The sequence below is a fragment of the Pseudomonas sp. BF-R-30 genome (assembly GCF_019956175.1).
Taxonomy (GTDB): domain Bacteria; phylum Pseudomonadota; class Gammaproteobacteria; order Pseudomonadales; family Pseudomonadaceae; genus Aquipseudomonas; species Aquipseudomonas jessenii.
Window position 1 is genome coordinate 1 of record NZ_JAHBDE010000049.1, and the last position, 24,746, is coordinate 24,746.

Sequence of the window (24,746 nt, forward strand, 5' to 3'; positions counted from 1 at the left end):
CGACCCACCCGCCCAGATACAAGGTGGAGCCCGGCGTGCAATGCGTGCCACTCAACGACCTGCCGAAGATCCGGCACCCACACACTGGCTACGTAGTGGTGGGATCGGGCAAGACCGGGATCGACGCCTGCCTGTGGTGTCTGCAAAACGGTGTTGCGCCCGAAAAAATCTGTTGGATCATGCCGAACGATCCGTGGTTGATCGACCGGGCCAACTTGCAACCCGGCCTCGACAGCTTCGAACGAACAATCGGCGGCCTCACGGCACAGCTCGAGGCTATCGCAGCCGCGGACTCGATCCCGGACCTGTTCTCCAGGCTTGAGGCGGCGGGCCAGCTCTTGCGCCTGGATACGTCCGTCGAACCCACTGCTTACCGCTGCGCCACCGTCACTCAAGCGGAATTACGCGAGCTTCGACGCATCGACAACATTGTGCGCCTGGGGAGAGTGAGCGTTATCGAGCCAACGCGCATCGTGCTCGAGCAGGGCAGCATCGCCACGAGCCCAAATGCTCTGCACATCGATTGCAGCGCCAGTGCCATCCCGACACTCCCTGAAATGCAGGTGTTCGACGGCGGCAAGATCAACCTGTTGATGGTAAGCAGCTGCCAACCCTTGTTCAGCGCGGCCTTGATCGCTTATGTGGAAAGCCACCTGGACGATCAAGCGCAAATGAACGCGTTTTGCACAATGGTCCCCCCGCCTCACGTCCCCACGGACTGGATCAGAATCTGGGCCGTCTACCTGGGTAACCAGCTACGCTGGGGAGAGCATGAAGGTCTGTCCCGCTGGATCAGGCAGTCGCGTTTGTACTTCATGACGGCGGTGGTCAGGGGCTTGCAAGAAACCGACACCGAGAAACTGGCACAGCTGCGTCGGCTCTCTGTCAGCAGGCAACAGGCTCTGACGAATCTGCCGCGTTTGCTGGAGGTCATCGCTTGAATCGCAGGAAGCGCACATGAACGAGCCACACCTCGAACTGCTAGACATCAATGGCATCCGCATGCAGGTCGCCATCCAGGGCTCCGGTCCCTTGGTCTTGCTATGCCACGGATTCCCGGAGCTGGGGTACTCGTGGCGCAACCAGCTTGCTGCGCTGGCGGCCGCCGGCTACAGAGCGGTAGCGCCCGACATGCGCGGCTATGGCGGCACAGATGCGCCGGCCGAACCCGACGCCTACACCACGCTACACCTGGTAGGCGACATGGTCGAGTTGGTCAACGCACTCGGCGAACGGCAAGCCGTGATCGTCGGCCATGACTGGGGCGCGCAGGTGGCCTGGGGCGCAGCATTGATGCGACCCGATCTGTTCCGCGCGGTGGTCGGCATGAGCGTTCCCTTTTCGCCACCGACGCGCGTGGAGCTCCTCAGCGCGCTTGCCTCGCGGGGTATCAGCGACTTCTACATCCAGTATTTCCAGACGCCGGGTGTGGCCGAGGCCGAGTTGGAAAGGGACGTCGAGTCGTCGATCCGGCGCATCTACTTCAGTGGCTCGGGTGACGGACCCGATTGGCCGGTGTTCGGCCAGCTGCAGCCGGGCCAGGGCTTCCTGGGCGCGATGGTCGAGCCCGAAACCCTGCCAGTCTGGCTAAGCCTTGAGGACATTGCCTATTACACCCGCGAATTCACCCGCAGCGGATTTCGCGGCGGCTTGAACTGGTACCGCAACATGACGCGCTCATGGGCTCTTCTGGCACCTTGGCGCGGTTGCATTATCCGGCAGCCGTCGATGTTCATTGCCGGGAGCCGCGACGGCGTGCTGAAGTTTCCGAGTTCCCCGCGGCAGATCGAAGCCTTCGCGCAGACTCTGCCGGGACTGCGCGGGTGTCATATCCTCGAAGGTGCCGGCCACTGGATACAGCAAGAGCGCGCGACAGAGGTCAATGAGCTGCTGTTGGGCTTCCTGAAAGAACTCTGAATTGATTTAAAACTGGAGGGAACCATGAACAATCTCATCGCCACCGACGAGTCACCTGAAGCCGTTCGCCTCATGGTCAGGGTTTACGCCTACTTGCTGCTCGCAGGATTTGCGTTTGTTCCGGCCTATCTGATTGGGTACTTGTACTTTTTTCAGGACCCCACGCTTACATTCGAGAATCACCTGTTCCATATAGTTGCGATCACGACCGCCACCCTGGCCGGCTCGTTTGTTACGTACGTAACGTGGCGCTGCTATCAGTCATCGGGAGATCCGCTGCTGCGATGGATGACGCTTGGTTTTCTCGGCTTTGTACTGATCTATGCATTGCATGGCGCGTTCACCGGGCAAGCACACCACAATATCTGGCTCTTCCTGCTTTATGGACCGGCCTCTCGCCTGGTCATGTCGATTCTGCTGTTAGTCGGAATGCTGTCGTACCACCGCCCACCTGTTGCCGCGGACCAACGAATGAAGGCCCGCCCGTGGTTGACCTGGATAGGACTGTTCCTGCTGGTTGACGTGGCAGTGGCGTACGTCGCGAATTCGCCGATCGCCAGCAATCTCGCGGTGCGCCTATCGATGGAAGGTGGTGCCCTCGTTCTTTCCACATTGACCGTGACAATACTCCTGCTGCGCCGTATCCGTTCGCCGCTGATGACCATTTTTATCATCTCGGTCACCGCGTTCGCGCTGTCCTCTCTTGCCTTCATCCTTGCACGTCCCTGGAACCATATGTGGTGGCTCGCTCATGCGATCTTCGCCGGTGGATTCTTCATGTTGAGCTATGGGGTAGTGCAAGCGTTCCTCACCACGCGGTCGTTTTCGAAGATTTACAGCCAAGAGGAGTTGATGGTGCGTCTTGCCGAAGCGATGGCGTATGCCGAGAGCGCCCTGCAGGAACTCCAGCGCACCAATCAAGAACTCGGGCACCTTGCGGCGACCGATCCACTGACCGGCGCTGATAATCGTCGTCGGTTCATGGAGCGGGTCGAAGTCGAAATTGGCCGGACCAAACGCGGCGGTGCGCCGTTCTCCGTGTTGGCACTCGATCTGGATAATTTCAAGTCCATCAACGATCGCTTCGGGCATCAGGTTGGCGATGACATCCTGAAGAGTTTCGTGGAGAAATGCCTCGATTCGATCCGCCCGTATGACGGTGTAGCCCGAGTGGGTGGGGAGGAATTCATGATACTGCTGCCTCAGACTTCACTTGAAGGCGCGCACGAAATCGCTGAGCGTCTGCGAAGCACCGTTGCAAATAGTTCTTTTCATGGCCAGCAGCGCTCCACCGTGGTCACAGTGAGCATCGGCGTATCGCAATCCGGTCGCGATGGCGACACCATCGAGGCAATTCTGCGTACAGCCGATCAACGCCTGTATCACGCTAAACACGAAGGCCGTAACCGAGTGGTCACTACCTTCAAAACCAGCCTCCAACCTATGCCTTGACCATCGTCTCGAAGTCGCTGAAAGCGTCGGCACCGATACCCCGTGCCAGTGTTTCGGACTGTGCGACAGATCTCGAAAAAAAGTCGCAAACCCCACTTCGCTTCGGGGCTTGCGACTCATTTGGCATTGTCATGCGCTTTGCCCGAGCCTTTCCCATGGTCACTGGCTGCAATCAACCAAACTCCGTCATAACCATGCGTCAGTGGGAATATTCCAGTCACCTACGCCTTGCGGTGTCTTCTCGATCACTGATCCGCAGAACCCGTAACGGCGAAAATGTTGCAGGGCACTTGATACAGAACATGCTCCGTCGTACTGCCCACCCATTTGCCCAGTCCCTTGCGATGCGCATTTCCCATGACGATCACATCGGCCCGGTGATGCGCTGCAAAGTCGGCCAGCGCTTTGCCAGGCGGTCCTGCAACGAAGTGTTGCCGCTCAGTGGGTACGCCATAGTGGTCGGCCAATGCGATAAACGACTTTTGCAGTGACTTGCGTACATCGCTGCTGAAGCCTGGCATCGTCACTGCACCAGCGCCTGCGTCGGATATATGTGTCAGCGATAGATCGTAGGCATACAGCAGATGCAACTCCGCATTGCATTGCATCGACAACCCGTTCGCCGCCTGGATGATACGGTCGTTGATGCCAGTGATCTGGGTCTCGGGTTGTGACGGATCGACTGCCGCCACTACCACCCGTGGAAGTGGACACCTGAGTTCGCTGACCAGATGCACAGCCACCGGACATTCGCGCAACAAGTGCCAATCCAGAGGCGTAATGAAAACGCGTTTGAGCGCTGACTCGTGTTGCACGTCCTTGATAACCAGATCCGGTTGCATTTCTGCCACATGCCGAAGTATTTCTTGCAGCGCGGTGCGCGTAACAATCACTTCGGTGCTCACTGCAACTCCGCGTCCGCGGATTAGACCGGCCTCATCCTTCAGCCACTTTTCGTTTTCTTGCTGACAGGCCTCACGAAAACGCGCACCGGCGCTCATCAAACCCAAGAGGTTGGAGTCTTCGATAAACACCGTGATATGCAGCGCTGCGCCAGTGGCTTCGGCAATGGCGACAGCTCGCTCCAACGCCGGGGTGTGACGCATGACTGGACCGGCTATCAGAAAGAGTCGTTGATACTGGCTCATGTAACACCTCCAAATGCTTCGGGATATCTAGCTCCCCCAGCGTTGTCGCCTGTCACACCACCGACGATTTACTATCGCCTCAACTATCTGGATCGACACTATCAATATACGCCTGGATGCCATCATCCCCCTACTTGGCCGAGTCCACTTTTTCAACAGAATCGACTGAACGCTGCCGGTCGCCGTCGCCGATATTCGACCGAAAGCCCACTGTCAGCGCGTTGTATTTGAGTCGCCCCGATTTACTGGACGCATGACCAGTTGAGTCCACAGTCGTTTACTGGCGTTCACTAAAGGCTGTAAACCGCCAGGAACGGTTATCGAGATAGCAAGCCTCAAAGGGGCCGCACCCTGGCGCCGTTAGCTATTTAAGCAGCGGCCCCTAGAACTTTTCTCTATTTATCGGTCTATGTGGATAGCCACATCCGTTCGGTAAACGCGAACCCGCAGGCTCCCCCACAAATCAACCAGAGGTTGTCTTCGCTCATGAAATTCCATGACCCACGGATGGTGCTCTTCGGCCTGTTCGCGTTCGCGGCAGTGGGCTCGGCATCAGCAACACAGATGAAGACCTCAACCCCTGTTTTCGCACCTGAAGTCGCAGTCGTTCAGGTGCCGGCCCAGACTGCCGGCAATCCTTGGCCGACCTTGGCCAGCATGGTCAGCAAGCAACCAGGGCCGTTGCTTGCCCATGACGACCGATACTGGCATGACGGCCGCTGGCACTCTCGTAGAGACGATTGGCGCCGTGACGACTGGCGCAGAGATAACTGGCGCAGAGAGCAGGCCCGCCGCGAAGCAGAACGCCAACGTTATTGGGAACGCCACCATGATCGGGCCATGCGGCACCGCTATGAGGACGATCGCCGCTACTATCGTCGCTAGTGCGACGCCAAGGGCAATTCGCCTGCAACACCGGCGATGCACCGCCAACCTGCGAAACCGGCCCGAAACAGCTGTACTCGCTCATTGGGTTGTAGAAGCTGGCTAGAAACGTCGACGAGGTACGAGCGACTCCCTTCGCCCTCCTCGCCGACGTTGAAGGCGATATGCAAACGATCATGGTTATGCTGCCGCCCTCCTCCAGTTCCGATGACGCCGAGCCACCCCATGCGAATGCACACGCGGCAGGCAAACATGTTATGTTATATCTTATATAAACATGAACTGTCAGTCGCCACTGGCAGAGCCGTCCACCCCCTGCTTGCGACATTCGATGACAACTTCTACTCACATCCCCCCCATCAAAAGCTTGAACCAACGCCTGCTGTCCATTGATGCCCTGAGGGGATTGGTAATCCTCCTTATGCTGTTGGATCACGTGCGCGAAACGTTCTTTTTGCACCGTCAAGTAGCAGACCCCATGGACATCGAATCCACTGAGCCGGCGCTGTTTTTCAGCCGCACACTTGCTCATTTGTGTGCGCCGGTGTTCATACTGCTTACTGGACTTTCCGCTTACCTGTATGGCCAAAAGCACCAGGGCAAGGGCGATGTGTCAGCCTTTTTGTTCAAGCGCGGTCTATTGCTGGTACTGCTGGAGTTCACCCTGGTGAATTTCGCCTGGACATTTCAGCTCCCACCTACGGCGATCTACATGCAAGTGATTTGGGCCATTGGCATCTGCATGATTGCCCTGGCCGGACTGGTTTGGTTACCCAGGCTCATGCTGTGCTGCCTGGGCCTGGTGATCGTGGCCGGGCACAATCTGCTGGATAATGTGCACTTCGCGACAGGCTCGCCCATGCATATACCCTGGGCCATTCTGCATGATCGCGGCTGGATCGATGTCTGCGACAGCTTACGTCTGCGCACCTCTTATCCTGTGCTTCCCTGGATCGGTGTGATCGCCCTTGGATACAGTATCGGCCCCTGGTTTGCTGGCCAGGTTCTGGCCGCGGAGCGTCAACGTACTCTGCTGCTTGCCGGGGCCGGGACATTGGTCGGGTTTGTCGCACTGCGAGCAGTCAATGGTTATGGCGAGGTGCATTGGGTCGCTCATGAAGGCATCACGCAAACCCTCATGAGCTTCTTCAACATTACAAAATACCCGCCCTCCCTGTTGTTCCTTTTGCTGACGTCGGGCATTGGCCTGTTACTGCTTCGCGCCTTGGAACAGGCTCAACAACGCAAGTGGGTCAATGCATTGGCAGTCTTTGGCGCGGCGCCGATGTTCTTCTACTTGCTCCACCTTTACGTACTCAAGGCGCTGTATCTGGTCAGCGTGGCGTTGTTCGGATTGAACCAGGGAAATTTTTTCGGTTTCGACAGCATTTGGGCTGTGTGGCTGACGGCGGTGCTCCTGGCTTTATCCCTGTATTTACCCGTGCGCTGGTTCGCGGCATTGAAGGCACGCCGTCGCGATATCAGATGGCTCAAATATTTCTGATCAGGACATTTGCTCACAAAAGTGGCCCCTGGAGAGCAATGCCAGTCAGGTAAGCGTTTGAACCCCTTCCAGAGGGATGGTGGCCGGTCGTTGGATCAGCGTTCACTGAAGATCAAAACTGTGGGCGGCAGACTTGTGGCAACGGGTTATCTACGCGTAAGTTGATGACCTGCCCTTAACGACACGCCGGAGTTGATCCATGCGCATCGCCTTGCTGTCCGACATGCACCTGTCCGTCAACACGATCCCGTTTCCCGTCGTGGATGCCGATATTGTCGTGCTCGCCGGGGACATCGCCCGGCCGGCCAAGGCCATCGAGTGGGCCAGAGCCTGCCCGGTTCCATTGCTGTACGTGGCAGGCAATCACGAGTTTTATGGCAGTGACCTGGTCTCCACCTACGAACAGTTGAACAGCCTGACGCAAGGTACGCAGATCCACGTTCTGGAACGTTCGGAGTACGTCCACGACGGCGTGCGTTTTCTCGGCTGCACCTTGTGGTCTGACTATCGCCTTCTCGACGGCCCCGAGGACCGGGCGCTGGGCATCGATCTGGCGACCCGGCTGATTCGTGACTTCAGCCACATCAAGATCGCCCCCGATTTCCCTGACCTGTTCACGCCGGCCATTTCCCAGCTGGTGTTTCTGCAGACGGTCGCCTGGCTGGAAGACTGCTTCACCCGCGACAGCAGCACACCCACGGTGGTGGTCTCTCATTTCGCCCCGACAAAGTCGAGCATCAGCCCGACCTTTGCCGGTTCGCCGATCAACTCAAGCTTTGTCTCGGACCTCGAAGCGCGGATCAAGGACTGGCAGCCGGCACTGTGGCTGCATGGCCATACCCATGGCAGCTTTGATTATCGAGTGGGTAACACCCGCGTGGTCTGCAACCCCCGGGGCTATGCCAAGAATGGCATCAATGAAAATCCTGATTTCGATGATGCCTTCGTGATCGATCTGGATCTGTGAAGCGACCCTCAAATCAACAGTTCCAGCGTATCGAACAGTTCGACATCTTCCGGCCGTGTCGACCGGGCGCGGCGGCGGATGACCTGGAACAGGCAGTCGACGAAGCATTGCCCGGCGACCCCCAACTGGGCATTGCGCGGGGTGACGATGCCGATGGTGTCGGTGGCGAAGGTTTCCGCCAGCGCCAGGCGCCCCACCCGTTCGCGGTAGCCCGGGATGGTGAGCATCGGCTCCGGGAAGTAACTGAGCATGTCTGTCTGCTCCACCAATGAAAGCGTCAACTGCGGTGAATGCGCGCGGTGGATGTGTTGCATATCGATCTGCGCACCGTGTTGCCAAAACAACTCGGTCATCAAACCTTCATGGCTGGCATCCGGGTAGTTGACCACCCAATCCTGATCCAGCAAATCGTGGATCGAGCGGCTGTCGCGCCGTGGATGCTCATGGCGGGCCACCACGGCCATGCGGTAAGACAGAATCTGCTCGCTGACGAACTCCGGGCGCGGCAGCAGTGATGACACCAACCCCACTGCAAACTCCATGGTGCCGTCGCGCAATCGCGGCAACGTCACCGCCATCAAGCCTTCGAAAATCTCCAGGCGTACCCGTGGCATGCGCTGGCGGAATAGCGTCACGACCTCGGGTAACAAGGTCATGCCCATCCACGGCGAAATGCCGAGGCGCAACTGCCCTTCGGCCTGGTCGCTCAGGTGTGCCAGTTCCAGTTGCGCGCGTTCGAGTTGGCTGAGCATCTGCCGCGCATGCTGCAACAGTGACTGACCGTAGGTGGTCAGCACCACACCGCTGGCATTGCGCAACAGCAGTGGCAGGTTCAAGTGTTCCTCCAGCTCGCGCAACGCCTTGGCCACTGCCGTCTGCGACACCCCCAGTTGCCGCGCCGCCGCACGAATGCTGCCGCAGTCGGCAATCATCACCAGCGCCCGCAATTGATGCAGCTTCATCCCTTCCTCCTGATGCACCAGGGTGTAAACCAGCGGTTTTCAGCCCACCTTTTTTGCGACTGCCGCGACATTCGCCAACTCATTAGCATCACAGGGTATCAGTCCAACAGCCGAAAACGACCAATAAAAACGAGGAGAATCTGATGACCGATTTGCCCGCCCTGCCCGGCATTCGTGCACTCGAAGAAGAGATGATCGCCCTGCGCCGACACATCCACGCCCATCCGGAATTGAGCTTTGAAGAGTTCGCCACCGCTGACCTGGTGGCGAGCAAGCTCCAGGCCTGGGGTTACCAGGTACATCGCGGCCTGGGCGGCACCGGTGTGGTCGGGCTGTTGCGCCAAGGCTCCAGCGGCAAAACGATCGGCCTGCGCGCCGACATGGATGCGCTGCCGATCATCGAGCAGACCGGGTTGCCCTACTCCAGCCGCCACGAAGGCGTGATGCACGCCTGCGGTCACGACGGGCACACGGCGATGCTGCTGGCGGCCGCCCGTTACCTGGCCGAGAGCCGAGAGTTCGACGGCTCGCTGGTGGTGATTTTCCAGCCGGCCGAGGAAGGCGACGGCGGCGCTCGGCGCATGCTCGATGACGGTCTGTTCGAGCTGTTCCCCTGCGACGCGGTGTTCGCGATGCACAACATGCCAGGACTGCCGGTGGGCAAACTGGGCTTCCTCGCTGGCCCGTTCATGGCCTCGACCGACACCGTGACCATTCGGGTCGACGGCGTTGGCGGTCACGGCGCCATGCCGCACAAGGCCGTTGACCCGGTACTGGCCGGCTCGGCCATCGTCATGGCATTACAAAGCATTGTCTCGCGCAATGTCGCGCCGCTCGACACAGCGGTTGTGACCGTCGGCGCGTTCCACGCCGGGATTGCCGCCAACGTGATTCCCGATCACGCCGAGTTGCAGTTGAGCGTGCGTGCGCTCAAGGCGCAGGTGCGTGACGAGCTGATTGTACGGATCACCGCCGTGGCCGAGGCCCAGGCTACGAGTTTCGGCGCCCGCGCCACGGTGACGGTCGACGAGGCGCAACGCTTCCCGGCTCTGTTGAATCATCCCGAAAGCACCGAGTTCGCCCGGCAAGTAGCGCTTGATTGGGTGGGCGAAGACGGCTTGATCGCGAACATGCAACCGCTGACCGGGAGTGAGGATTTCGCCGTGATGCTGGAGCGTTGCCCCGGTTGTTATTTGCTGATCGGCAACGGTGATGGCGAAGGCGGCTGCATGGTGCATAACCCCGGCTACGACTTCAACGATGACTGCCTGCCGACAGGTGCGAGCTACTGGGTGCGGCTGGTCGAGACCTTCCTGGCCTGACCTCATCCCTATCGCCCTCGTCTTCTGGAGTTCGTCAAATGTCCACTCCCGTCTCTACCGCCATGCCTGATACCGCTGCGACCCGGCAGCCGATTGGTGCGAAAGCCATCGCCGCCATCACCATCGGCTCCGGTCTCGAGTTCTACGATTTTTCCGTCTACAGCTTCTTCGCCACGCTGATCGGTCGCCAGTTTTTCCCGGTCGAGAGCACGCTCGGGCAATTGCTGCTATCCCTGGCGACCTTTGGTGTCGGTTTCGGCATGCGCCCCATCGGTGGCCTGGTACTCGGCGCCTATGCCGACCGGGTCGGGCGCAAACCGGCGATGATGCTCACCCTGTGGCTGATGGCGCTGGGTTCGCTGTTGTTCACCATCGCCCCCACCTATGCGCAGATCGGCGTCTTCGCACCGTTGATCATTGTGCTGGCACGCCTGATCCAGGGCTTCGCCATCGGCGGTGAGGTCGGAGCCTCTACGGCAATGCTGATGGAACACGCCGATGACAGAAGCCGCGGGTTCTACGGCAGTTGGCAGCTGTTCAGCCAGGGCTTGAGCTTTCTGCTCGGCGCACTGGTGGCCCTGGCACTGAGCTCGTCCCTGCCGCCCGAGGCGCTGGAGAGCTGGGGTTGGCGGGTGCCGTTTGCCCTCGGGATGCTGGTGATCCCGGTCGGCATTTATATCCGTCGTCACCTCAAGGAAACCGCCGCCGAACAAGGTCATGAAGCGTTCTCCAGCGTGCGGGTGATCTTCACCGGCTACCGTCGCCTGATCGTGACCGGGGTGCTGTTGGTGATCGGTAGCACCGCGTCCAGCTACATCGTGCTCGATTACATGACCAACTACACGGTCACGGTGCTGCACCTGCCGATGACCATGGGCACCACCGCCGCCTGCCTCGGCGCGCTGGTGCAGATCAGCCTGTCGATCTGGGCCGGCCGGCTCAGCGACCGTATCGGCCGGCGCCGCACCATCGCTCTGGGCAGTATCCCGATGCTGTTGCTGATCTATCCGGCGTTCATGCTGATGAACCAGTTCCCGACGCTCGGCATGCTGCTGGCCGTCTCGTTGGTCACCACCCTGTTGCTGGTGTTGATCACCGTGCCGACCCTGGTGTTGGTCACTGAACTGTTCCCAAGGGCGATTCGCGCCACCGGGTTATCGATCATCTATTGCCTGGGTGTCTCGGTGTTCGGCGGCTTCGCGCAGTTTTTCGCCACCGGTTTGATCGGCCTGACCGGCAATAACAACGCCCCGGCGCTGTATGTCATGGCGTGCCTGTGCCTGACCTTGATCGGGCTGGCGATGGTCAAGGAAACGGCCGGCAAGCCACTCGATTAGGCCGTTGTGACCATGACGGGCGTATGCGTCGGATTCTTTCAAACCGCGTATACGCCCAACGCCTTCAACAACACCGCGTATTGCATTTGCCCCGGCCAAAACGCGCTTCCTGGCGTTCGCGGAAAAACATCTCATAGCTCATGACTGGCTCGCCCGGACGGTTGCGGGCCATTTGTGCCACGTAGTTGTCGTACTCGGGAACGCCCACCATCAATCGGGCGCTCTGGCTGAACAATCTGGCAACCTGCTGCAGTTTGCGGAACATGACTGATCTCTCTGTATGCGTGGGACCTGCCCCATGAAACCGCGCTCATGTATCTGCACTGTGTCCACATCGGGCGCCTTTGTATTTTCATGTATCCAGGCTCGCACCCGATGGAACGCCGGCAACCCGCTACACTTTCCTCGCTCCGCCGCGGCACCAAAGCGGTCAAGACCCCTGACTTCTGATCTGGAGGTATCCCATGAGCGACAGCAGCGAACTCACCACCTTTACCGGCTGGGCCGCCACCGCAGCGGGCGCGCCACTGGAACGCTACAGCTACGATCCCGGTCCGTTGGGCAACGACGAGGTGGAAGTCGCCGTGGAGTATTGCGGCGTCTGCCACTCCGACCAGTCGTTGATCGACAACGATTGGGGTATCAGCCACTACCCGTTTATTCCCGGCCATGAGGTGGTCGGCCGTATCGTGCGGCTGGGCGACCAGGTTCGCGGTCTGGAAATGGGGCAACGGGTGGGCATCGGTTGGTACAAGGGCAGTTGCATGCATTGCACGTCGTGCATCGAAGGTTCCCATAACCTGTGCCGCACCGTGCAACCGACCATCATCGGCAGCAACGGCGGCTTTGCCGACCGCATTCGTTCGCACTGGGCCTGGGCCCTGCCGATCCCGGCCGGACTCGATCCGGCAATGGCCGGGCCGCTGTTCTGCGCTGGTTCGACCGTGTTCAACCCGCTGTTGGAATTCGGCATCAAGCCCACTGACCGGGTCGGCGTGGTGGGTATTGGCGGTCTCGGTCACCTGGCGCTACGTTTTCTCAACGCCTGGGGCTGCGAAGTCACGGCGTTCACCTCATCGCTGAGCAAGCAGGACGAAGCCAGGCGCCTGGGCGCACACAAGGTGGTCGCCTCGACCGATACCAATGCGCTCAATGCCATTGCCGGCACCCTGGATTTTCTGCTGGTCACCGCCAACGCCAACCTCGACTGGAGCGCCATGCTCGCCACCCTGCGCGGCAAGGGTCGCCTGCACTTTGTCGGCGTCGTGCCCGATGCCATACCGATGCACGTGTTCGAGCTGATTCCCCAGCAAAAAACCATGTCCGCCTCACCGGTCGGCTCGCCCGCCAACACCGCGACCATGCTGGAATTCTGCGCACGCCACCAGATTGTGCCGCAGGTCGAGATGTTTCCCATGAGCCGCGTCAACGAGGCCATCGATCACTTGCGCAGTGGCAAGGCGCGCTACCGCGTGGTGCTGGACGCCAGTCAGTGACAGGCGACGAACGAAGACTGGTTTGGAAGTCACTTCATTTTCGACTCAAACGCGGTCTCTTGTAGGAGCTGGCTTGTCGGGTCGCCGCATCGCAGCGATGGTCGTTAACGATAACGCGCGTGAGCTGGATAAACGCGGCGCATTTGAGTCCATCGCCGGCAAGCCGGCTCCTACAAATCCCCTCAGGGATTGGCTACCTGCGCAGGCGCCAATGGCATGTGCGGGTCAATCCAGGTGAACCGATAGGCTTTGCCGGCCTCTTGCGGCAGGCATTTGCCGTTGTCGGCATCCGCGCCCACGATCGACCAGTTCGCCCGGGCGTTTTCCCCCAATTCACGGGCCGCTTCGGGTTTGAAGCACTGCTTCAGTACGTCATCCGGCACCAATGCGTAGGCCTTGGGGTGTTCGCGCAGATACCGCGCGGCCTTTTCGACGGTCGAATTGTCCATGCCGAAATGCACGATCGGTTGCCGAGCGAACAACCAGTGCCCCTCCTCCCAGTTGACCAGCACCAGATCGGCACCCCGGGTCATGGACGCCGCCTGGGTCATGAGCACCTGATCAACGTTGGTGCCGTCCTTGAGCGGTTCGATGAAACCACGGGCGAACCACAACGCGAACCAGGTCGCCACCAGTGCCGGGAACACCCGACGCATACGCGGGTGCCGTTTGAACCAGCGCCTGAGCAGCCACGGGATCAACGGCGCGGCGACCAGCACCAGCCCAGGCAGCGCCGGGTAGATGTACAACTTGCGCTTGCCTGTGCTGATGCAGAAAAACAGCACCACCAGCACCACCCAACCGAGCAACACCAAGACCCGGCCGTCGCGTTTTTGCAACTGACGGCGCCAGGCCGGCACCAGCCATGGCAGCACCAGCACCAGTGGTAGCCAATACTGCGGGATTACGTTGGTGAAGAAATACCAGAACGGTTCGCGGTGATGCCACGCGGCGGCATAGCGGCCCGCGGTCTGGCGCAGGAGGATCTCCCGTGCATAGGCAACTTCGTCCGCGCTGCCATTGAAGAGGATGGACAAGGCCAGGGGCAACAGCCAGATCGCGATGGCGCCAAGCATCAGCGCAAACCCGAGCAACCACTTGCGCGCCTCGCCCGGCATCGCCACCACACCGGGCCAGCCTTTGCGCACCCCATAGGCGTAGGGAATCAGCAACAGCGCCGGCAGGAAACCCACACCTTTGGTGATCACGCCAATGCCCATGGCCGCGCAGCCCGCGTAGAACCAGCGCCACGCAGGTCCCAGCAGCAGGTGCCGTGCCAGACCGTACAGGCCCAGGGAGGTGAACAGAATCAAGAAACTGTCGATCTGACCGGTGCGCAGGATGCTGTAGGTCTGGTAGGTCGCCAGGTACAACAGCGTGGCGTTGCGCCCGGTACGCTGGGTCCACAGGCGACGGCCCAGGTCATAGACCATCGCCGTGACCGTCACCGCCGAAAACAGTCCCGGGATATAAAGCGCGATGTTGGGTTTGCCGGTCAGCCAGGTGAAGAACGCCACCGTCCACATGAAAATCGGCGGCTTGTCACCGTAGATCTCGGCGGCCCGGTGCGGGATCAGCCACGAGCCGTTCTGCAGCATCTCCAGCGCGACACCGAGGAAACGCTCTTCGTCCACATTCTGAGCCTGACGCAACCCCATGCCCGCGCCGATCAGCAACAGGGCAAGCAGCATCAGACCCAGGCACTCGACCCTGGGCGACAACGATCTACGCATTGCTTATTCCTTTGCGCTTTTGCTTTTGGCAATCAATTGCAGGTTGCGAAAATAGACCAGGGAGCCAAACGCCTGCCCGACGATGAACACCGGGTCCTGGCGGTAAATGGCATAGGCGAGCAACAAGGTGCTGCCGACGATGCTCAGGTACCAGAAGTTGGTCGGGATCACGCTGCGTTTCTTGTACTCGCTGTACAACCACTGCAAGACAAACCGCCCGGTAAAGGCAGCCTGCCCGGCAAAGCCGACCAGCAACCACAGAGTTTCACGGGTCAGAATCATCCTTCGAGCTCCTGGGCCTGGGTGTTCAGGCGTGTGCGTTTGATCAGCCACCAGACGCCGATCAGGTCAAGAATGCCGACCAGCGCACGGTCGAGGTTGCCGTATTTCGACACCCCAGCCGTGCGCGGACGATGGTTGACCGGGTGCACGATCATGCGCCCGTTATGACGCTGGATCAGCGCCGGAATATAGCGATGCATGTGGTCGAAGTACGGCAGGCGCAAGAACGCCGCGCGCTCGATCAGCTTCAGGCCACAACCGGTGTCCGGGGTGGCGTCCCTGAGCAGGCGCCGGCGCAGGTTGTTGGCGAACCGCGAGGCGTAGCGCTTGCTCGCGGTGTCACGGCGATTGACCCGGTGCCCGGCCACCAGTTGTACATCGACCTTGCCCGGTTCGCCGCGCACCAGCGCCAGCATGCCGGGAATGTCCGCCGGGTCGTTCTGGCCGTCGCCATCGAGGGTCGCCAGCCACTGCCCGCGTGCCTCACGGGCCGCGTGGTACAGCGAGGTGCTCTGCCCCAGCGACCGCTCGTGATGCAGGATGCGCAAGGTGTTCAAGCCGTTTTGGCGGATCTGCCGCAGTTCCTGCAGGGTCGAATCGGTGCTGCCATCGTCGACCACGATGATTTCGTAAGCCTCATCGGCCAGCGCCACACGGACTTCTTCAAGCAATGGCTTGAGGTTGTTCGCTTCGTTTTTGGCGGGAATCAGTACGGATACAAAAATGTCTTGGCTCATGGGGGCTCTCTCGCCTTTTTTGATTGTTCGAGATCAGAGGCGAACGCTTCAAATCTGATAGAACTGCCGATACCACTTCACGAACTCACCGACGCCGGCTTCCAGCGTCACCTGCGGGCTGAAGCCCACCCAATCGGCCAGCGCCGAGACATCGGCCCAGGTCTTGACCACGTCACCGGCCTGCATTGGCAAGTAGTTGCGCCGGGCCTGCAGGTCCAGGGCTGACTCCAGGCACTCGACGAAATCCAGCAATGCCACCGGCATGCCGCGACCGATGTTGAAGATCCGGTTGACCCCGGCGACAGAGCCTTCCGGCACCGGAGGCCTTGGCCGCAGTCGGGCGATCCCTTCGACAATGTCGTCGACAAAGGTAAAGTCGCGGTACATCTGCCCCTGGTTGTAGATGTCGATGGGCAGGCCTTTGAGGATGGCGTCGGTAAACCTGAACAGCGCCATGTCCGGACGACCCCACGGGCCGTAGACGGTAAAGAAGCGCAGGCCACTGGCTTTCAGGCCATACAAACGGCAGTAACTTTCAGCCAGCAGTTCATTGGCGCGTTTGCTGGCGGCGTACAGCGAAACGGGATGATCGACCGGGTCCTCGACACTGAACGGCATCTTGCTGTTGGCGCCGTACACCGAACTGCTCGAGGCGTAGATCAGGTGGTCGGGGCGATGGTGCCGACAGGCTTCGAGCACATTGAGGAAACCCACCAGGTTCGATTGCCCGTAGACATCCGGGTTGTCCAGCGAGTAGCGCACCCCGGCCTGGGCCGCCAGGTGCACCACCTCGGTAAAAGCGTGTTGTTGAAACAGGCTCATCAGGGCAGGTTTGTCGACGATGTCCATTTTCCGGAAGCGAAAACCCGGCAGAGTCTCCAGCACCTTGAGACGTGCGTGCTTGAGTTCCACGTCGTAATAGTCGTTGAGGTTATCGATACCAACGACCTCCTGACCCTCGCGGCACAAGCGCTGGACCGTATGAAAGCCGATGAAACCGGCCGCACCGGTGACCAGTACGGTCATGGGAAACGCGCCGGCGACTGCGCCGCGATCGACGCGAGATGACTGATCCGGACCCTCGTCAACTTCATGTGTAGTCCCTGCTTATGGCTTCATTCGCGCACGGTTGCGTTATGAAGCTTATAAAACAGACACATTTCAGTTTGGATAACGCCTCGCGCCACCTCGAAAAAAAATATCCGGCCGAAAACACCGTGGTTATCTGGCCGATCCGCCATGGGGTTTGTAAAACCGGAACAAACCGATATCCACGGTCCTGATGTATTGCCTGGCCCAATCCGGCTTGACGGTACGATCATGGAAATACAGTGCACCCTGGGTGCGATCCGGCAGTTCCTTGTTCAGGGCCTTGCGCGCGATTTCCTTGGCCATCGCGTAAGGCACTTCCTCCTGGACCGAATCGGATTTACCGTCGCACCACCAGGAAAACTGGCAACTCTTGGTTTCCGAACCCTGCTTGACCACTTTGCACACCGTGTCCGGAAAGCCCTCGTGGCCCAGGCGATTCATGACCACATTGGCCACCGCCTCCATGTCGGCGGCGTCCTTGCCCTTGGCTTCCCAGTAAATGGACCGGGCCAGGCAGGTGATCGCATCGTCCAGCGGCGCGGCGCCGGCCGGGTCGACAGCCTGGACTTCTGACGGGGTAATGGCTTCTGCCTTGGGCGCTGGTGCCGGGTTGTTGCTCTCGGCGGCTTTCTGTTCCAGCACCTCGGCCTTGTTCTCGGCCGATTCCTGCTTTTGCGCTTGATCCGTAGCGGATACCGGGCCGGCAAGCAACGTCAGGGCGAGGCAGGTGGCGATCCAGTCGAAGCGCATGGTCGGTGTCACATGGTGAGTGGTTCAATTGAGTCTAGTAGTGAAATGATTTCGCCCACCCCACTACACTCTGGATAAATCCGTTGTCTTAAATGGGCCAACTTCGCGCATCATGGGCGCAATCTGCTCAAGGGGGATTTTCATGGGTTTCATTTCATCCGCAATGCGTTTGGCCGGTGTATCACTGGGCCTGGTATTCGCCGCCAACGCCGTGGCGGCCGACGAAGCGCAATTGATCGAATCGATCAACGTCTACCGTAGCCAACCGCAGCGCTGCGCAGGCCAGGCTTCATCGGAGCTGCCACCCCTGTCGGCCGACCCGCGCCTGGTGCTGACCGCCCCGAACATCGGTAATCTGCAGCAGGCCATGGTCACTGCCGGTTATCCCATGAAGAATGTGCAAGCCATCAGCCTGTCCGGGCCTCGCGATGCCGCCTCGGCGATGAAGGCGATTCAGGAGAGCTTTTGCCAGATCGTCCTCGACCCGCAATTCGTCGATGTCGGCGTCAGCCGCCAGGACCGTGAATGGCGCATCGTGGTCGCACGGCCGTTGTTGAGCGCACGCTTGGGCGACGCGCAGGCCGAAGGCCAGAAGCTGCTCACCGAACTCAACGCCGCACGCACCCGACCACGCCAATGCGGCGCGCAGTCCTTCGCCGCCGCGCCACCGCTGGCCTGGAACGCCGCGCTGGCCACCGCCGCCGAAGGCAACGCCCGCTCCATGGCCAACAACAACTACTTCGATCACAAGGACCGCGATGGCCGCACCCCGGGCGACCGCGCGGAACTGGCCGGCTACGACTTCCAGCAGATCGGCGAAAACATCGCCGCCGGCCAAGACACCGCACACAAGGTGGTCGAAGGCTGGCTGGCCAGCCCCGGCCATTGCGCCAACCTGATGAACCCACAGTTCCGCGAACTGGGCGCGGCTTACGCGACCGATCCGAAGAGCGATGCGGGGATTTACTGGACGGCGATGTTTGGGGCGCAGTAATGACAAGACTCTGAATGTGTCGCGGACGGGCCATCCAACGGGGCACCTGCAGGAGCGAGCCTGCTCGCGATGGACGTCAACGATAACGCGGGTTGTCTGAATGCCCGCGTTGTCCTGACGTTTTTCGCGAGCAAGCTCGCTCCTACAGGGAAACGACTTCAATTGTGATCAGGCCGGCCGATAGGCCGCCTCGGGCGCTTTTGCGGTACACGCCCCCTCGTGAGGCCGAGCGGAGGTTCTGCGTAGTGGGCAACCCGGCATGGATGCCGGGTTAGCCGCCGCCGGCCATGGATGGCCGATGGCGGCGGGCCCACGGAGCAGGACCGGAGCGAGGGCATGCCGAGCCACAGCGAGGCACCGAACGTCAGGGGCAAGAGCCCTTGGTTACTTGGGGCCGGGCGGCGCTCCGCTTTTCCAAGTGACCCGCTGTAAGAGCGGAACCATAGGTGGCCGTTACCGCAGGAATGGATATTCACCCAATCCATACATACGCATCAAAGTGAGCTGGAGCTCTTTAATGACTTGCCATCAGTGGCTACTCATCCCGGCCGCATGCATCAACATCCTCAATCCCCCCGCCACCACTCCCAACGCAACCACACTGCCCAACCAGATCACCACCAGCCACCCAAGTCGCTTGTACCAAGGTGCCCGTTCACAAGAATCAATGATAGCCATCGCCAATCCTCACTTTGCCGCGAAACACGTAGTAGCTCCAGACCGTGTACATCAGGATGATCGGCAGAATAAACAGCGCGCCGATCAGGATGAACAACTGGCTGGTTGGCGGTGACGCCGCTGCCCACAGGCTGATCGACGGCGGCACGATGTTCGGCCAGATACTGAACGCCAGGCCGATGTAACCCAGGAACACCAGCATCAGGGTGAAGGCGAACGGCCAATGGGTGTGACGTTGGCGCAGGGTCCTGAGCAAGCCGAACATCGCCAGCAAGGCCAGCAGCGCCAGGCCTCCGAACACCGCCAGGTGCGCATGGGCAAACCAGCGGGTGGCGATTTCCGGATGGAGGATGGGCGTCCACACACAGATCACACCAATCACCGCCAACAGCAGCCACGCCAGGGGCCGGGTGAACAGGCGCATCCGCGATTCGAGCATGCCTTCGGTCTTGACCAGCAACCAGGTGCTGCCGAGCAGCGCATAAGCGACGATCAGACCGACACCGCAGAACAGCGGAAACGGTGCCAGCCAGTCCAGCGAACCGCCGGCGAACTGGCGATCGACCACCGGGATGCCGGCAATGTAAGTGCCGATCACCACGCCCTGGGAAAAGGTCGCCAGCAGCGAACCGCCGATGAACGCCATGTCCCAGACATGACGCTTTTCAGGGCTGGCCTTGAATCGGAACTCGAACGCCACACCGCGAAAGATCAAGCCGCACAACATCAGGATCAGCGGCAGGTACAGCGCTTCCAGAATCACTGAATAGGCCAGCGGGAACGCGCCATACAGCGCCGCGCCGCCCAGCACCAGCCAGGTCTCGTTACCGTCCCAGACCGGTGCCACGGTGTTCATCATCACATCGCGCTCCTTCGCATCCGGGATCAGCGGAAACAGAATGCCCAACCCCAGATCGAAGCCGTCCATGATCACGTACATCATCACGCCGAAGGCGATGATCACGCCCCAGATCAGCGATAAATCGATACCTTGAATACCCATGACTCAACTCCCTTCCTTCAATTGACGCGGGCGTCGGTTTCGAGAATTTCTGCGTCGGCGGACAGCGGCCGGCGCGGTGTGACCAGCTGATCGGAGTGCCCGTCGACCGGATGCCCGTGATGGGGCTGTGGTCCTTTGCCGACCAGTTTCATCATGTAGCCGATGCCCACCGTGAACACCGAGAAATAGATCACCACGAACAGCGCCAGCGAGATGCTCAACTGCGCGACGCTGTGATTGGACGCGGCATCGGCGGTACGCAGCAGGCCATACACCACCCACGGCTGGCGCCCGACTTCGGTGGTGATCCACCCGGCCAGCATGGCGATCAGGCCACTTGGCCCCATCCACAACATCAGGCGCAGGAACCAGCGATTGCGGTAGATGGCGCCGCTGCTGCGCAGGGCCAGGCCGAGCACGCCGGCCAGCACCATCAACATGCCCAGCCCGGCCATGACGCGGAAACTCCAGAAGACCACCGTCGCATTGGGTCGGTCCTCTTTCGGGAAGCTCTTGAGCGCCGGGATCTGCTTGTCGAGGCTGTGGGTCAGGATCAGGCTGCCCAGGTACGGAATCTCGATGGCGTACCTGGTTTTCTCGGCCTGCATGTCGGGGATGCCGAACAGCACCAGGGGCGTGGCTTCGCTCCCGTTGTTTTCCCAGTGCCCTTCGATGGCAGCGATCTTCGCCGGTTGATGTTCCAGGGTGTTCAAGCCGTGGGCGTCACCGACCACCGCCTGGATCGGGCAGACGATCAAGGCCATCCACAACGCCATCGACAGCATCTTGCGCACTTGTTTGGTGTCGTTACCGCGCAGCAGGTGCCACGCCGCCGACGAGCCGACAAAGAATGCCGTGGCCACAAACGCGGCAATCGCCATGTGCGCCAGGCGGTACGGGAACGACGGGTTGAACACGATGGCCAGCCAGTCCAGCGGCATCACCCGACCGTCGACGATCTCGAAGCCCTGGGGCGTTTGCATCCAGCTGTTGGACGCAAGAATCCAGAAGGTCGAAATCAGGGTGCCGATGGCGACCATGACCGTCGAGAAGAAGTGCAAGCCACGCCCTACCCGGTTCCAGCCGAACAGCATGACCCCGAGGAAACCGGCCTCGAGGAAGAACGCCGTGAGCACTTCATAGGTCAGCAACGGCCCGGTGATGCTGCCGGCGAAGTCGGAGAAACGGCTCCAGTTGGTGCCGAACTCATAAGCCATGACCAGCCCCGAGACCACGCCCATGCCGAAGTTGACGGCGAAGATCTTCGACCAGAAATGGTAGAGATCGCGGTAGGTGTCGTTGTGGGTCTTCAGCCAAAGCCCTTCGAGCACCGCCAGGAAACTGGCCAGCCCGATGGTGATGGCGGGAAAGATGATGTGGAACGAAACCGTGAACGCGAATTGAATGCGCGCCAGGTCCAGTGCCTCCAGGTTAAACATGTCGATATCCTCATTGCGGCTGAAAAACGGCGGCACACGACCGGGCCACCGTCAGGCCGGGGGGCCTGCAGCCAACACAAGTCGAAAGGGTTAGGTGAGCGGCACCCGGCCGCCCCCGGTGCTACGCGGCGGAAGTCGAAATCAGGTTGCTGGCCTTCGCCTGCTCCAGCCGGATGGCGATGAACTTGGAAGTCGGGGTGAAGGTGCGGTCACCGTAACTTTCCAGCGGCACCAGCGGGTTGGTCTCGGGGTAGTACGCCGCCGCCTGACCGGCCGGAATGTCGTAGGCGATCAGGGTGAAACCGCTGACCCGACGCTCGCGCTCGTCGTCCCACAGCGCCACCAGGTCGACCTTCTGCCCAGGCTCAAAACCCAGCCGGCGAATGTCCTGCTCGTTGGCGAACACCACGTCGCGCATGCCGTACACCCCGCGATAACGGTCATCCAGGCCATACAGCGTGGTGTTGTACTGATCGTGGGAGCGCATGGTCTGCAGAATCAGGTGTGGCTTGACCGTCAGGTTGCGCACGCCCTCGCTGATCAGGTGCTCCGGCAGCACGCTCGGAGTGAACTGGGCCTTGCCGCTGGCGGTTTTCCAGATGCGCCTGGCCGCGTCGTTGGGCATGTGGAAACCGCCCGGATGCAGCAAGCGCTGGTTGAAATCTTCGAAACCGGGAATGGTGTCGGCAATCATGTTGCGGATTCGGCCGTAGTCGCCGATGGCCCAGTTCCAGTCGATCGGGTGCTTGCCCAGTGTCGCGGCGGCGATGCCGGCAATGATCGCAGGCTCGGAGCGCAGGTGTTTCGACTTCGGTTTCAGTTGACCGTGGGAGATGTGGATCATGCTGAAGGTGTCTTCCACGGTGACGCCTTGCGGCCCTTCGGCCTGGATGTCGATGTCGGTGCGGCCCAGGCACGGCAGGATCAGCGCTTCACGGCCGGTGACCAGATGGCTGCGGTTGAGTTTGGTGGCGATGTGCACGGTGAGGTCGCATTTACGCAACGCGGCGTGGGTGCGTGGCGTGTCGGGGGTGGCCTGGGCGAAGTTGCCACCCAGGGCGATAAACACTTTCGAACGTCCCTGCTCCATCGCGCCAATCGCCATCACGGTGTTGTGACCGTGCTCGCGCGGTGGCTTGAAGGAGAAGCGTTTTTCCAGGGCATTGAGCAAGTCGGTGGGCGCCAGTTCGTTGATGCCCATGGTGCGGTCGCCCTGCACGTTACTGTGACCGCGAACCGGTGACAGGCCTGCGCCGGGGCGGCCGACGTTGCCGCGCAGCAGCATCAGGTTGATGACTTCCTGCAGCGTCGGCACCGAGTGCGTGTGCTGGGTCAGGCCCATCGCCCAGCACATGATCACCCGCTTGGACCGGGCGTACATGCGGGCGGCGAGTTCGATGTCCGCCAATGGCATGCCCGACTGCTGCTCGATGTGCTCCCAACTGGTTGCGTCGACTTCGCCCAGGTAGGCGCCCATCCCCGAGGTGTGTTCGGCGATGAACTCATGGTCGAACACCGGTTCGCCGCCGCTGACCTGAGCTTCGCGCTCCCATTGCAGCAGGAACTTGACCATGCCGCGCATGACTGCCATGTCGCCGCCCAGTGCCGGGCGGAAGTAGGCTGTGTTGGTCGGCTCGGAGCCGTTCATCAACATTTCGATCGGGTGCTGTGGATGCTGGAAGCGCTCCAGCCCGCGCTCCTTGAGTGGGTTGATGCAGATCACCTGGGCACCGCGCTTGACCGCTTCGCGCAACGGTTCAAGCATCCGCGGGTGGTTGGTGCCGGGGTTCTGACCGATGACGAAAATCGCATCGGCATGTTCCAGGTCGTCGAACACCACGGTGCCTTTACCCACGCCGAGGCTTTCGATCATGCTCACCGCGCTGGCTTCGTGGCACATGTTGGAGCAGTCCGGAAAGTTGTTGGTACCGTAGGCCCGGACGAACAGCTGATAGAGAAAGGCGGCTTCGTTACTGGCCCGGCCCGAGGTATAGAACTCGGCCTGGTCCGGCGATTCCAGCGCGTTGAGGTGCCGGGCGATCAGCGCGAACGCTTCGTCCCAGGTGGTTTCCACGTAACGGTCGGTGGCCGCGTCATAGCGCATCGGGTGGGTCAGGCGGCCCTGATACTCCAGCCAGTAATCGCTCTGCTCGGCCAGCGCCGAGACACTGTATTTGTTGAAGAAGGCCGGGTCGACCAAACGGCCCGTGGCTTCCCAGTTAACCGCCTTGGCACCGTTCTCGCAGAACTTGACCATGCCGTTTTCCGGCGACTCGCCCCAGGCACAACCGGGGCAATCGAACCCGCCGTTCTGGTTGGTCTTGAGCATGGCGCGAATATTCTTCAGCGCGTTTTCACTGCCCAGCCAGTTTTTGGTAACAGCAATCAGCGCGCCCCAACCAGCGGCGGCACCTTTGTAGGGTTTGTAGCGGTCGACTTGAGACATGGTACTTCTCCGTGACCTGATTCAGGCCATTGATCGTTTGACGGAGAAAGCATATGAACAGGGAATAATTATTGTCTAATCGCTATTTACGACCACATGATCGAGGATATTTATCATCGATATTTATTGTTGATTATCAATAGATTGTAAGATTTAAACAGCTGTTCACGTTGCAACTTTATCCATCATAGATGCACTCGATCAACCGGTTACTAATAGTGATTGGACGGGCCGACAAGTTGCTCTTAGCCTGCGCACAACAAATCCGTTTTCAGCGCATTTTTTGTAGGAGCGAGCTCTGCTCGCGATGGACTCAAGAGCACCGCGTTCAGCCAGCAAGCACGCGTAATCGTTAACGACCATCGCGAGCAGGCTCGCTCCTACACCGGCGCTCAATAAATCCGTTATCGGCGCAATATTTGTAGGAGCGAGCTCTGCTCGCGATGGACTCAAGAGCACCGCGTTCAGCCAGCACGCACGCGTAATCGTTAACGACCATCGCGAGCAGGCTCGCTCCTACACCGGCGCTCAATAAATCCGTTATCGGCGCAATATTTGTAGGAGCGAGCTCTGCTCGCGATGGACTCAAGAGCACCGCGTTC

The 24,746-nt window shown here is 60.3% G+C and carries 22 protein-coding genes and 1 pseudogene; 10 read left to right on the forward strand and 13 right to left on the reverse strand.

Annotated elements, in window-relative coordinates; translation table 11 throughout:
• The 3 genes from KGB20_RS22385 to KGB20_RS22395 all read left to right on the forward strand — a co-directional run.
• Positions 1-941 (forward strand): NAD(P)/FAD-dependent oxidoreductase (locus tag KGB20_RS22385; RefSeq protein WP_223533004.1); only part of this gene is annotated, 941 nt, incomplete at its 5' end.
• Between the two features lie 16 nt (positions 942-957).
• Positions 958-1,917 (forward strand): alpha/beta fold hydrolase, encoded by a 960-nt coding sequence (locus KGB20_RS22390; protein WP_154947620.1) that lies wholly within the window; start codon positions 958-960, stop codon positions 1,915-1,917.
• 24 nt (positions 1,918-1,941) lie between these two features.
• Entirely contained in the window at positions 1,942-3,369 is a 1,428-nt protein-coding gene (locus KGB20_RS22395; protein ID WP_159390168.1) for a GGDEF domain-containing protein, read from the forward strand.
• A 245-nt stretch (positions 3,370-3,614) separates the two neighbouring features.
• On the opposite strand, the gene KGB20_RS22400 is transcribed toward KGB20_RS22395, so the two are convergent.
• Entirely contained in the window at positions 3,615-4,517 is a 903-nt protein-coding gene (locus KGB20_RS22400; protein ID WP_159390169.1) for a universal stress protein, read from the reverse strand.
• A 486-nt stretch (positions 4,518-5,003) separates the two neighbouring features.
• On the opposite strand from KGB20_RS22400, the gene KGB20_RS22405 reads away from it, so the two are divergent.
• The 3 genes from KGB20_RS22405 (at position 5,004) to KGB20_RS22415 (ending at position 7,873) form a co-directional block, all read left to right on the forward strand.
• Positions 5,004-5,402 (forward strand): hypothetical protein, encoded by a 399-nt coding sequence (locus KGB20_RS22405; RefSeq protein WP_159390170.1) that lies wholly within the window; start codon positions 5,004-5,006, stop codon positions 5,400-5,402.
• Between the two features lie 331 nt (positions 5,403-5,733).
• Positions 5,734-6,906, forward strand: a complete 1,173-nt coding sequence (locus KGB20_RS22410) for a DUF1624 domain-containing protein (protein ID WP_159390171.1) — start codon at positions 5,734-5,736, stop codon at positions 6,904-6,906.
• A 199-nt stretch (positions 6,907-7,105) separates the two neighbouring features.
• Positions 7,106-7,873 carry a metallophosphoesterase gene (locus tag KGB20_RS22415; RefSeq protein WP_150814438.1) on the forward strand — a complete coding sequence of 256 codons (768 nt, stop codon included), beginning with the start codon at positions 7,106-7,108 and terminating at the stop codon, positions 7,871-7,873.
• Between the two features lie 8 nt (positions 7,874-7,881).
• On the opposite strand, the gene KGB20_RS22420 is transcribed toward KGB20_RS22415, so the two are convergent.
• Positions 7,882-8,835 (reverse strand): LysR family transcriptional regulator, encoded by a 954-nt coding sequence (locus tag KGB20_RS22420; RefSeq protein WP_090456093.1) that lies wholly within the window; start codon positions 8,833-8,835, stop codon positions 7,882-7,884.
• 143 nt (positions 8,836-8,978) lie between these two features.
• Between KGB20_RS22420 and KGB20_RS22425 the strand changes: the two genes are divergently transcribed.
• Positions 8,979-10,157 carry a M20 aminoacylase family protein gene (locus KGB20_RS22425; RefSeq protein ID WP_154908537.1) on the forward strand — a complete coding sequence of 393 codons (1,179 nt, stop codon included), beginning with the start codon at positions 8,979-8,981 and terminating at the stop codon, positions 10,155-10,157.
• Positions 10,158-10,195: 38 nt separating this feature from the next.
• Positions 10,196-11,494 (forward strand): MFS transporter, encoded by a 1,299-nt coding sequence (locus KGB20_RS22430; RefSeq protein ID WP_090456097.1) that lies wholly within the window; start codon positions 10,196-10,198, stop codon positions 11,492-11,494.
• 64 nt (positions 11,495-11,558) lie between these two features.
• Here the strand turns inward: KGB20_RS22430 and KGB20_RS22435 are convergent, their stop codons facing one another.
• Positions 11,559-11,759 (reverse strand): YbdD/YjiX family protein, encoded by a 201-nt coding sequence (locus KGB20_RS22435; RefSeq protein WP_150814436.1) that lies wholly within the window; start codon positions 11,757-11,759, stop codon positions 11,559-11,561.
• Between the two features lie 199 nt (positions 11,760-11,958).
• Here KGB20_RS22435 and ahr point away from each other — a divergent pair, with 199 nt between their 5' ends.
• On the forward strand, positions 11,959-12,990 hold the full coding sequence (gene ahr, locus KGB20_RS22440) for an NADPH-dependent aldehyde reductase Ahr (RefSeq protein WP_154861946.1): 1,032 nt from the start codon (positions 11,959-11,961) through the stop codon (positions 12,988-12,990).
• A gap of 182 nt (positions 12,991-13,172) precedes the next feature.
• Here ahr and KGB20_RS22445 read toward each other — a convergent pair whose 3' ends face one another.
• The 5 genes from KGB20_RS22445 to KGB20_RS22465 form a co-directional block, all read right to left on the reverse strand.
• A complete protein-coding gene (locus KGB20_RS22445; protein WP_159390173.1) occupies positions 13,173-14,723 on the reverse strand; it encodes an ArnT family glycosyltransferase in 1,551 nt (516 codons plus the stop codon).
• Positions 14,724-14,726: 3 nt separating this feature from the next.
• Positions 14,727-15,005, reverse strand: coding sequence for a lipid-A-disaccharide synthase N-terminal domain-containing protein (locus KGB20_RS22450; RefSeq protein WP_102672335.1), 279 nt, complete (start codon positions 15,003-15,005; stop codon positions 14,727-14,729).
• Positions 15,002-15,742, reverse strand: a complete 741-nt coding sequence (locus tag KGB20_RS22455; protein WP_154861948.1) for a glycosyltransferase family 2 protein — start codon at positions 15,740-15,742, stop codon at positions 15,002-15,004. Before KGB20_RS22455 ends, KGB20_RS22450 begins: the two co-directional genes overlap by 4 nt.
• 48 nt (positions 15,743-15,790) lie before the next feature.
• The gene (locus KGB20_RS22460) at positions 15,791-16,768 is read right to left on the reverse strand and encodes an NAD-dependent epimerase (protein ID WP_159390174.1); all 978 of its coding nucleotides are present in this window, start codon (positions 16,766-16,768) and stop codon (positions 15,791-15,793) included.
• A 195-nt stretch (positions 16,769-16,963) separates the two neighbouring features.
• On the reverse strand, positions 16,964-17,584 hold the full coding sequence (locus tag KGB20_RS22465) for a cell wall hydrolase (RefSeq protein ID WP_154861950.1): 621 nt from the start codon (positions 17,582-17,584) through the stop codon (positions 16,964-16,966).
• 142 nt (positions 17,585-17,726) lie between these two features.
• On the opposite strand from KGB20_RS22465, the gene KGB20_RS22470 reads away from it, so the two are divergent.
• A complete protein-coding gene (locus KGB20_RS22470; RefSeq protein ID WP_154861951.1) occupies positions 17,727-18,578 on the forward strand; it encodes a CAP domain-containing protein in 852 nt (283 codons plus the stop codon).
• A 528-nt stretch (positions 18,579-19,106) separates the two neighbouring features.
• On the opposite strand, the gene KGB20_RS22475 is transcribed toward KGB20_RS22470, so the two are convergent.
• From KGB20_RS22475 to KGB20_RS22495, 5 genes and pseudogenes are all read right to left on the reverse strand, one after another.
• On the reverse strand, positions 19,107-19,256 hold the full coding sequence (locus KGB20_RS22475) for a DUF2474 domain-containing protein (protein WP_102672341.1): 150 nt from the start codon (positions 19,254-19,256) through the stop codon (positions 19,107-19,109).
• Complete coding sequence (gene cydB / locus KGB20_RS22480) at positions 19,243-20,259, reverse strand: cytochrome d ubiquinol oxidase subunit II (RefSeq protein ID WP_150814424.1); 1,017 nt, start codon at positions 20,257-20,259, stop codon at positions 19,243-19,245. The genes KGB20_RS22475 and cydB overlap by 14 nt, the downstream gene beginning before the upstream one ends.
• Before the next feature lie 17 nt (positions 20,260-20,276).
• Complete coding sequence (locus KGB20_RS22485; RefSeq protein ID WP_159390175.1) at positions 20,277-21,698, reverse strand: cytochrome ubiquinol oxidase subunit I; 1,422 nt, start codon at positions 21,696-21,698, stop codon at positions 20,277-20,279.
• A gap of 121 nt (positions 21,699-21,819) precedes the next feature.
• Positions 21,820-24,144, reverse strand: coding sequence for an FdhF/YdeP family oxidoreductase (locus tag KGB20_RS22490; protein WP_159390176.1), 2,325 nt, complete (start codon positions 24,142-24,144; stop codon positions 21,820-21,822).
• Between the two features lie 352 nt (positions 24,145-24,496).
• Positions 24,497-24,746: pseudogene (locus KGB20_RS22495) on the reverse strand (hypothetical protein); the annotation flags it as partial.

Coding starts and splice junctions, on each gene's coding strand:
- KGB20_RS22390 (WP_154947620.1), top strand. CDS start 958: ATGAACGAGCCACACCTCGAACTGCTAGACATCAATGGCATCCGCATG.
- KGB20_RS22395 (WP_159390168.1), top strand. CDS start 1,942: ATGAACAATCTCATCGCCACCGACGAGTCACCTGAAGCCGTTCGCCTC.
- KGB20_RS22400 (WP_159390169.1), bottom strand. CDS start 4,517: ATGAGCCAGTATCAACGACTCTTTCTGATAGCCGGTCCAGTCATGCGT.
- KGB20_RS22405 (WP_159390170.1), top strand. CDS start 5,004: ATGAAATTCCATGACCCACGGATGGTGCTCTTCGGCCTGTTCGCGTTC.
- KGB20_RS22410 (WP_159390171.1), top strand. CDS start 5,734: ATGACAACTTCTACTCACATCCCCCCCATCAAAAGCTTGAACCAACGC.
- KGB20_RS22415 (WP_150814438.1), top strand. CDS start 7,106: ATGCGCATCGCCTTGCTGTCCGACATGCACCTGTCCGTCAACACGATC.
- KGB20_RS22420 (WP_090456093.1), bottom strand. CDS start 8,835: ATGAAGCTGCATCAATTGCGGGCGCTGGTGATGATTGCCGACTGCGGC.
- KGB20_RS22425 (WP_154908537.1), top strand. CDS start 8,979: ATGACCGATTTGCCCGCCCTGCCCGGCATTCGTGCACTCGAAGAAGAG.
- KGB20_RS22430 (WP_090456097.1), top strand. CDS start 10,196: ATGTCCACTCCCGTCTCTACCGCCATGCCTGATACCGCTGCGACCCGG.
- KGB20_RS22435 (WP_150814436.1), bottom strand. CDS start 11,759: ATGTTCCGCAAACTGCAGCAGGTTGCCAGATTGTTCAGCCAGAGCGCC.
- ahr (WP_154861946.1), top strand. CDS start 11,959: ATGAGCGACAGCAGCGAACTCACCACCTTTACCGGCTGGGCCGCCACC.
- KGB20_RS22445 (WP_159390173.1), bottom strand. CDS start 14,723: ATGCGTAGATCGTTGTCGCCCAGGGTCGAGTGCCTGGGTCTGATGCTG.
- KGB20_RS22450 (WP_102672335.1), bottom strand. CDS start 15,005: ATGATTCTGACCCGTGAAACTCTGTGGTTGCTGGTCGGCTTTGCCGGG.
- KGB20_RS22455 (WP_154861948.1), bottom strand. CDS start 15,742: ATGAGCCAAGACATTTTTGTATCCGTACTGATTCCCGCCAAAAACGAA.
- KGB20_RS22460 (WP_159390174.1), bottom strand. CDS start 16,768: ATGACCGTACTGGTCACCGGTGCGGCCGGTTTCATCGGCTTTCATACG.
- KGB20_RS22465 (WP_154861950.1), bottom strand. CDS start 17,584: ATGCGCTTCGACTGGATCGCCACCTGCCTCGCCCTGACGTTGCTTGCC.
- KGB20_RS22470 (WP_154861951.1), top strand. CDS start 17,727: ATGGGTTTCATTTCATCCGCAATGCGTTTGGCCGGTGTATCACTGGGC.
- KGB20_RS22475 (WP_102672341.1), bottom strand. CDS start 19,256: ATGGCTATCATTGATTCTTGTGAACGGGCACCTTGGTACAAGCGACTT.
- cydB (WP_150814424.1), bottom strand. CDS start 20,259: ATGGGTATTCAAGGTATCGATTTATCGCTGATCTGGGGCGTGATCATC.
- KGB20_RS22485 (WP_159390175.1), bottom strand. CDS start 21,698: ATGTTTAACCTGGAGGCACTGGACCTGGCGCGCATTCAATTCGCGTTC.
- KGB20_RS22490 (WP_159390176.1), bottom strand. CDS start 24,144: ATGTCTCAAGTCGACCGCTACAAACCCTACAAAGGTGCCGCCGCTGGT.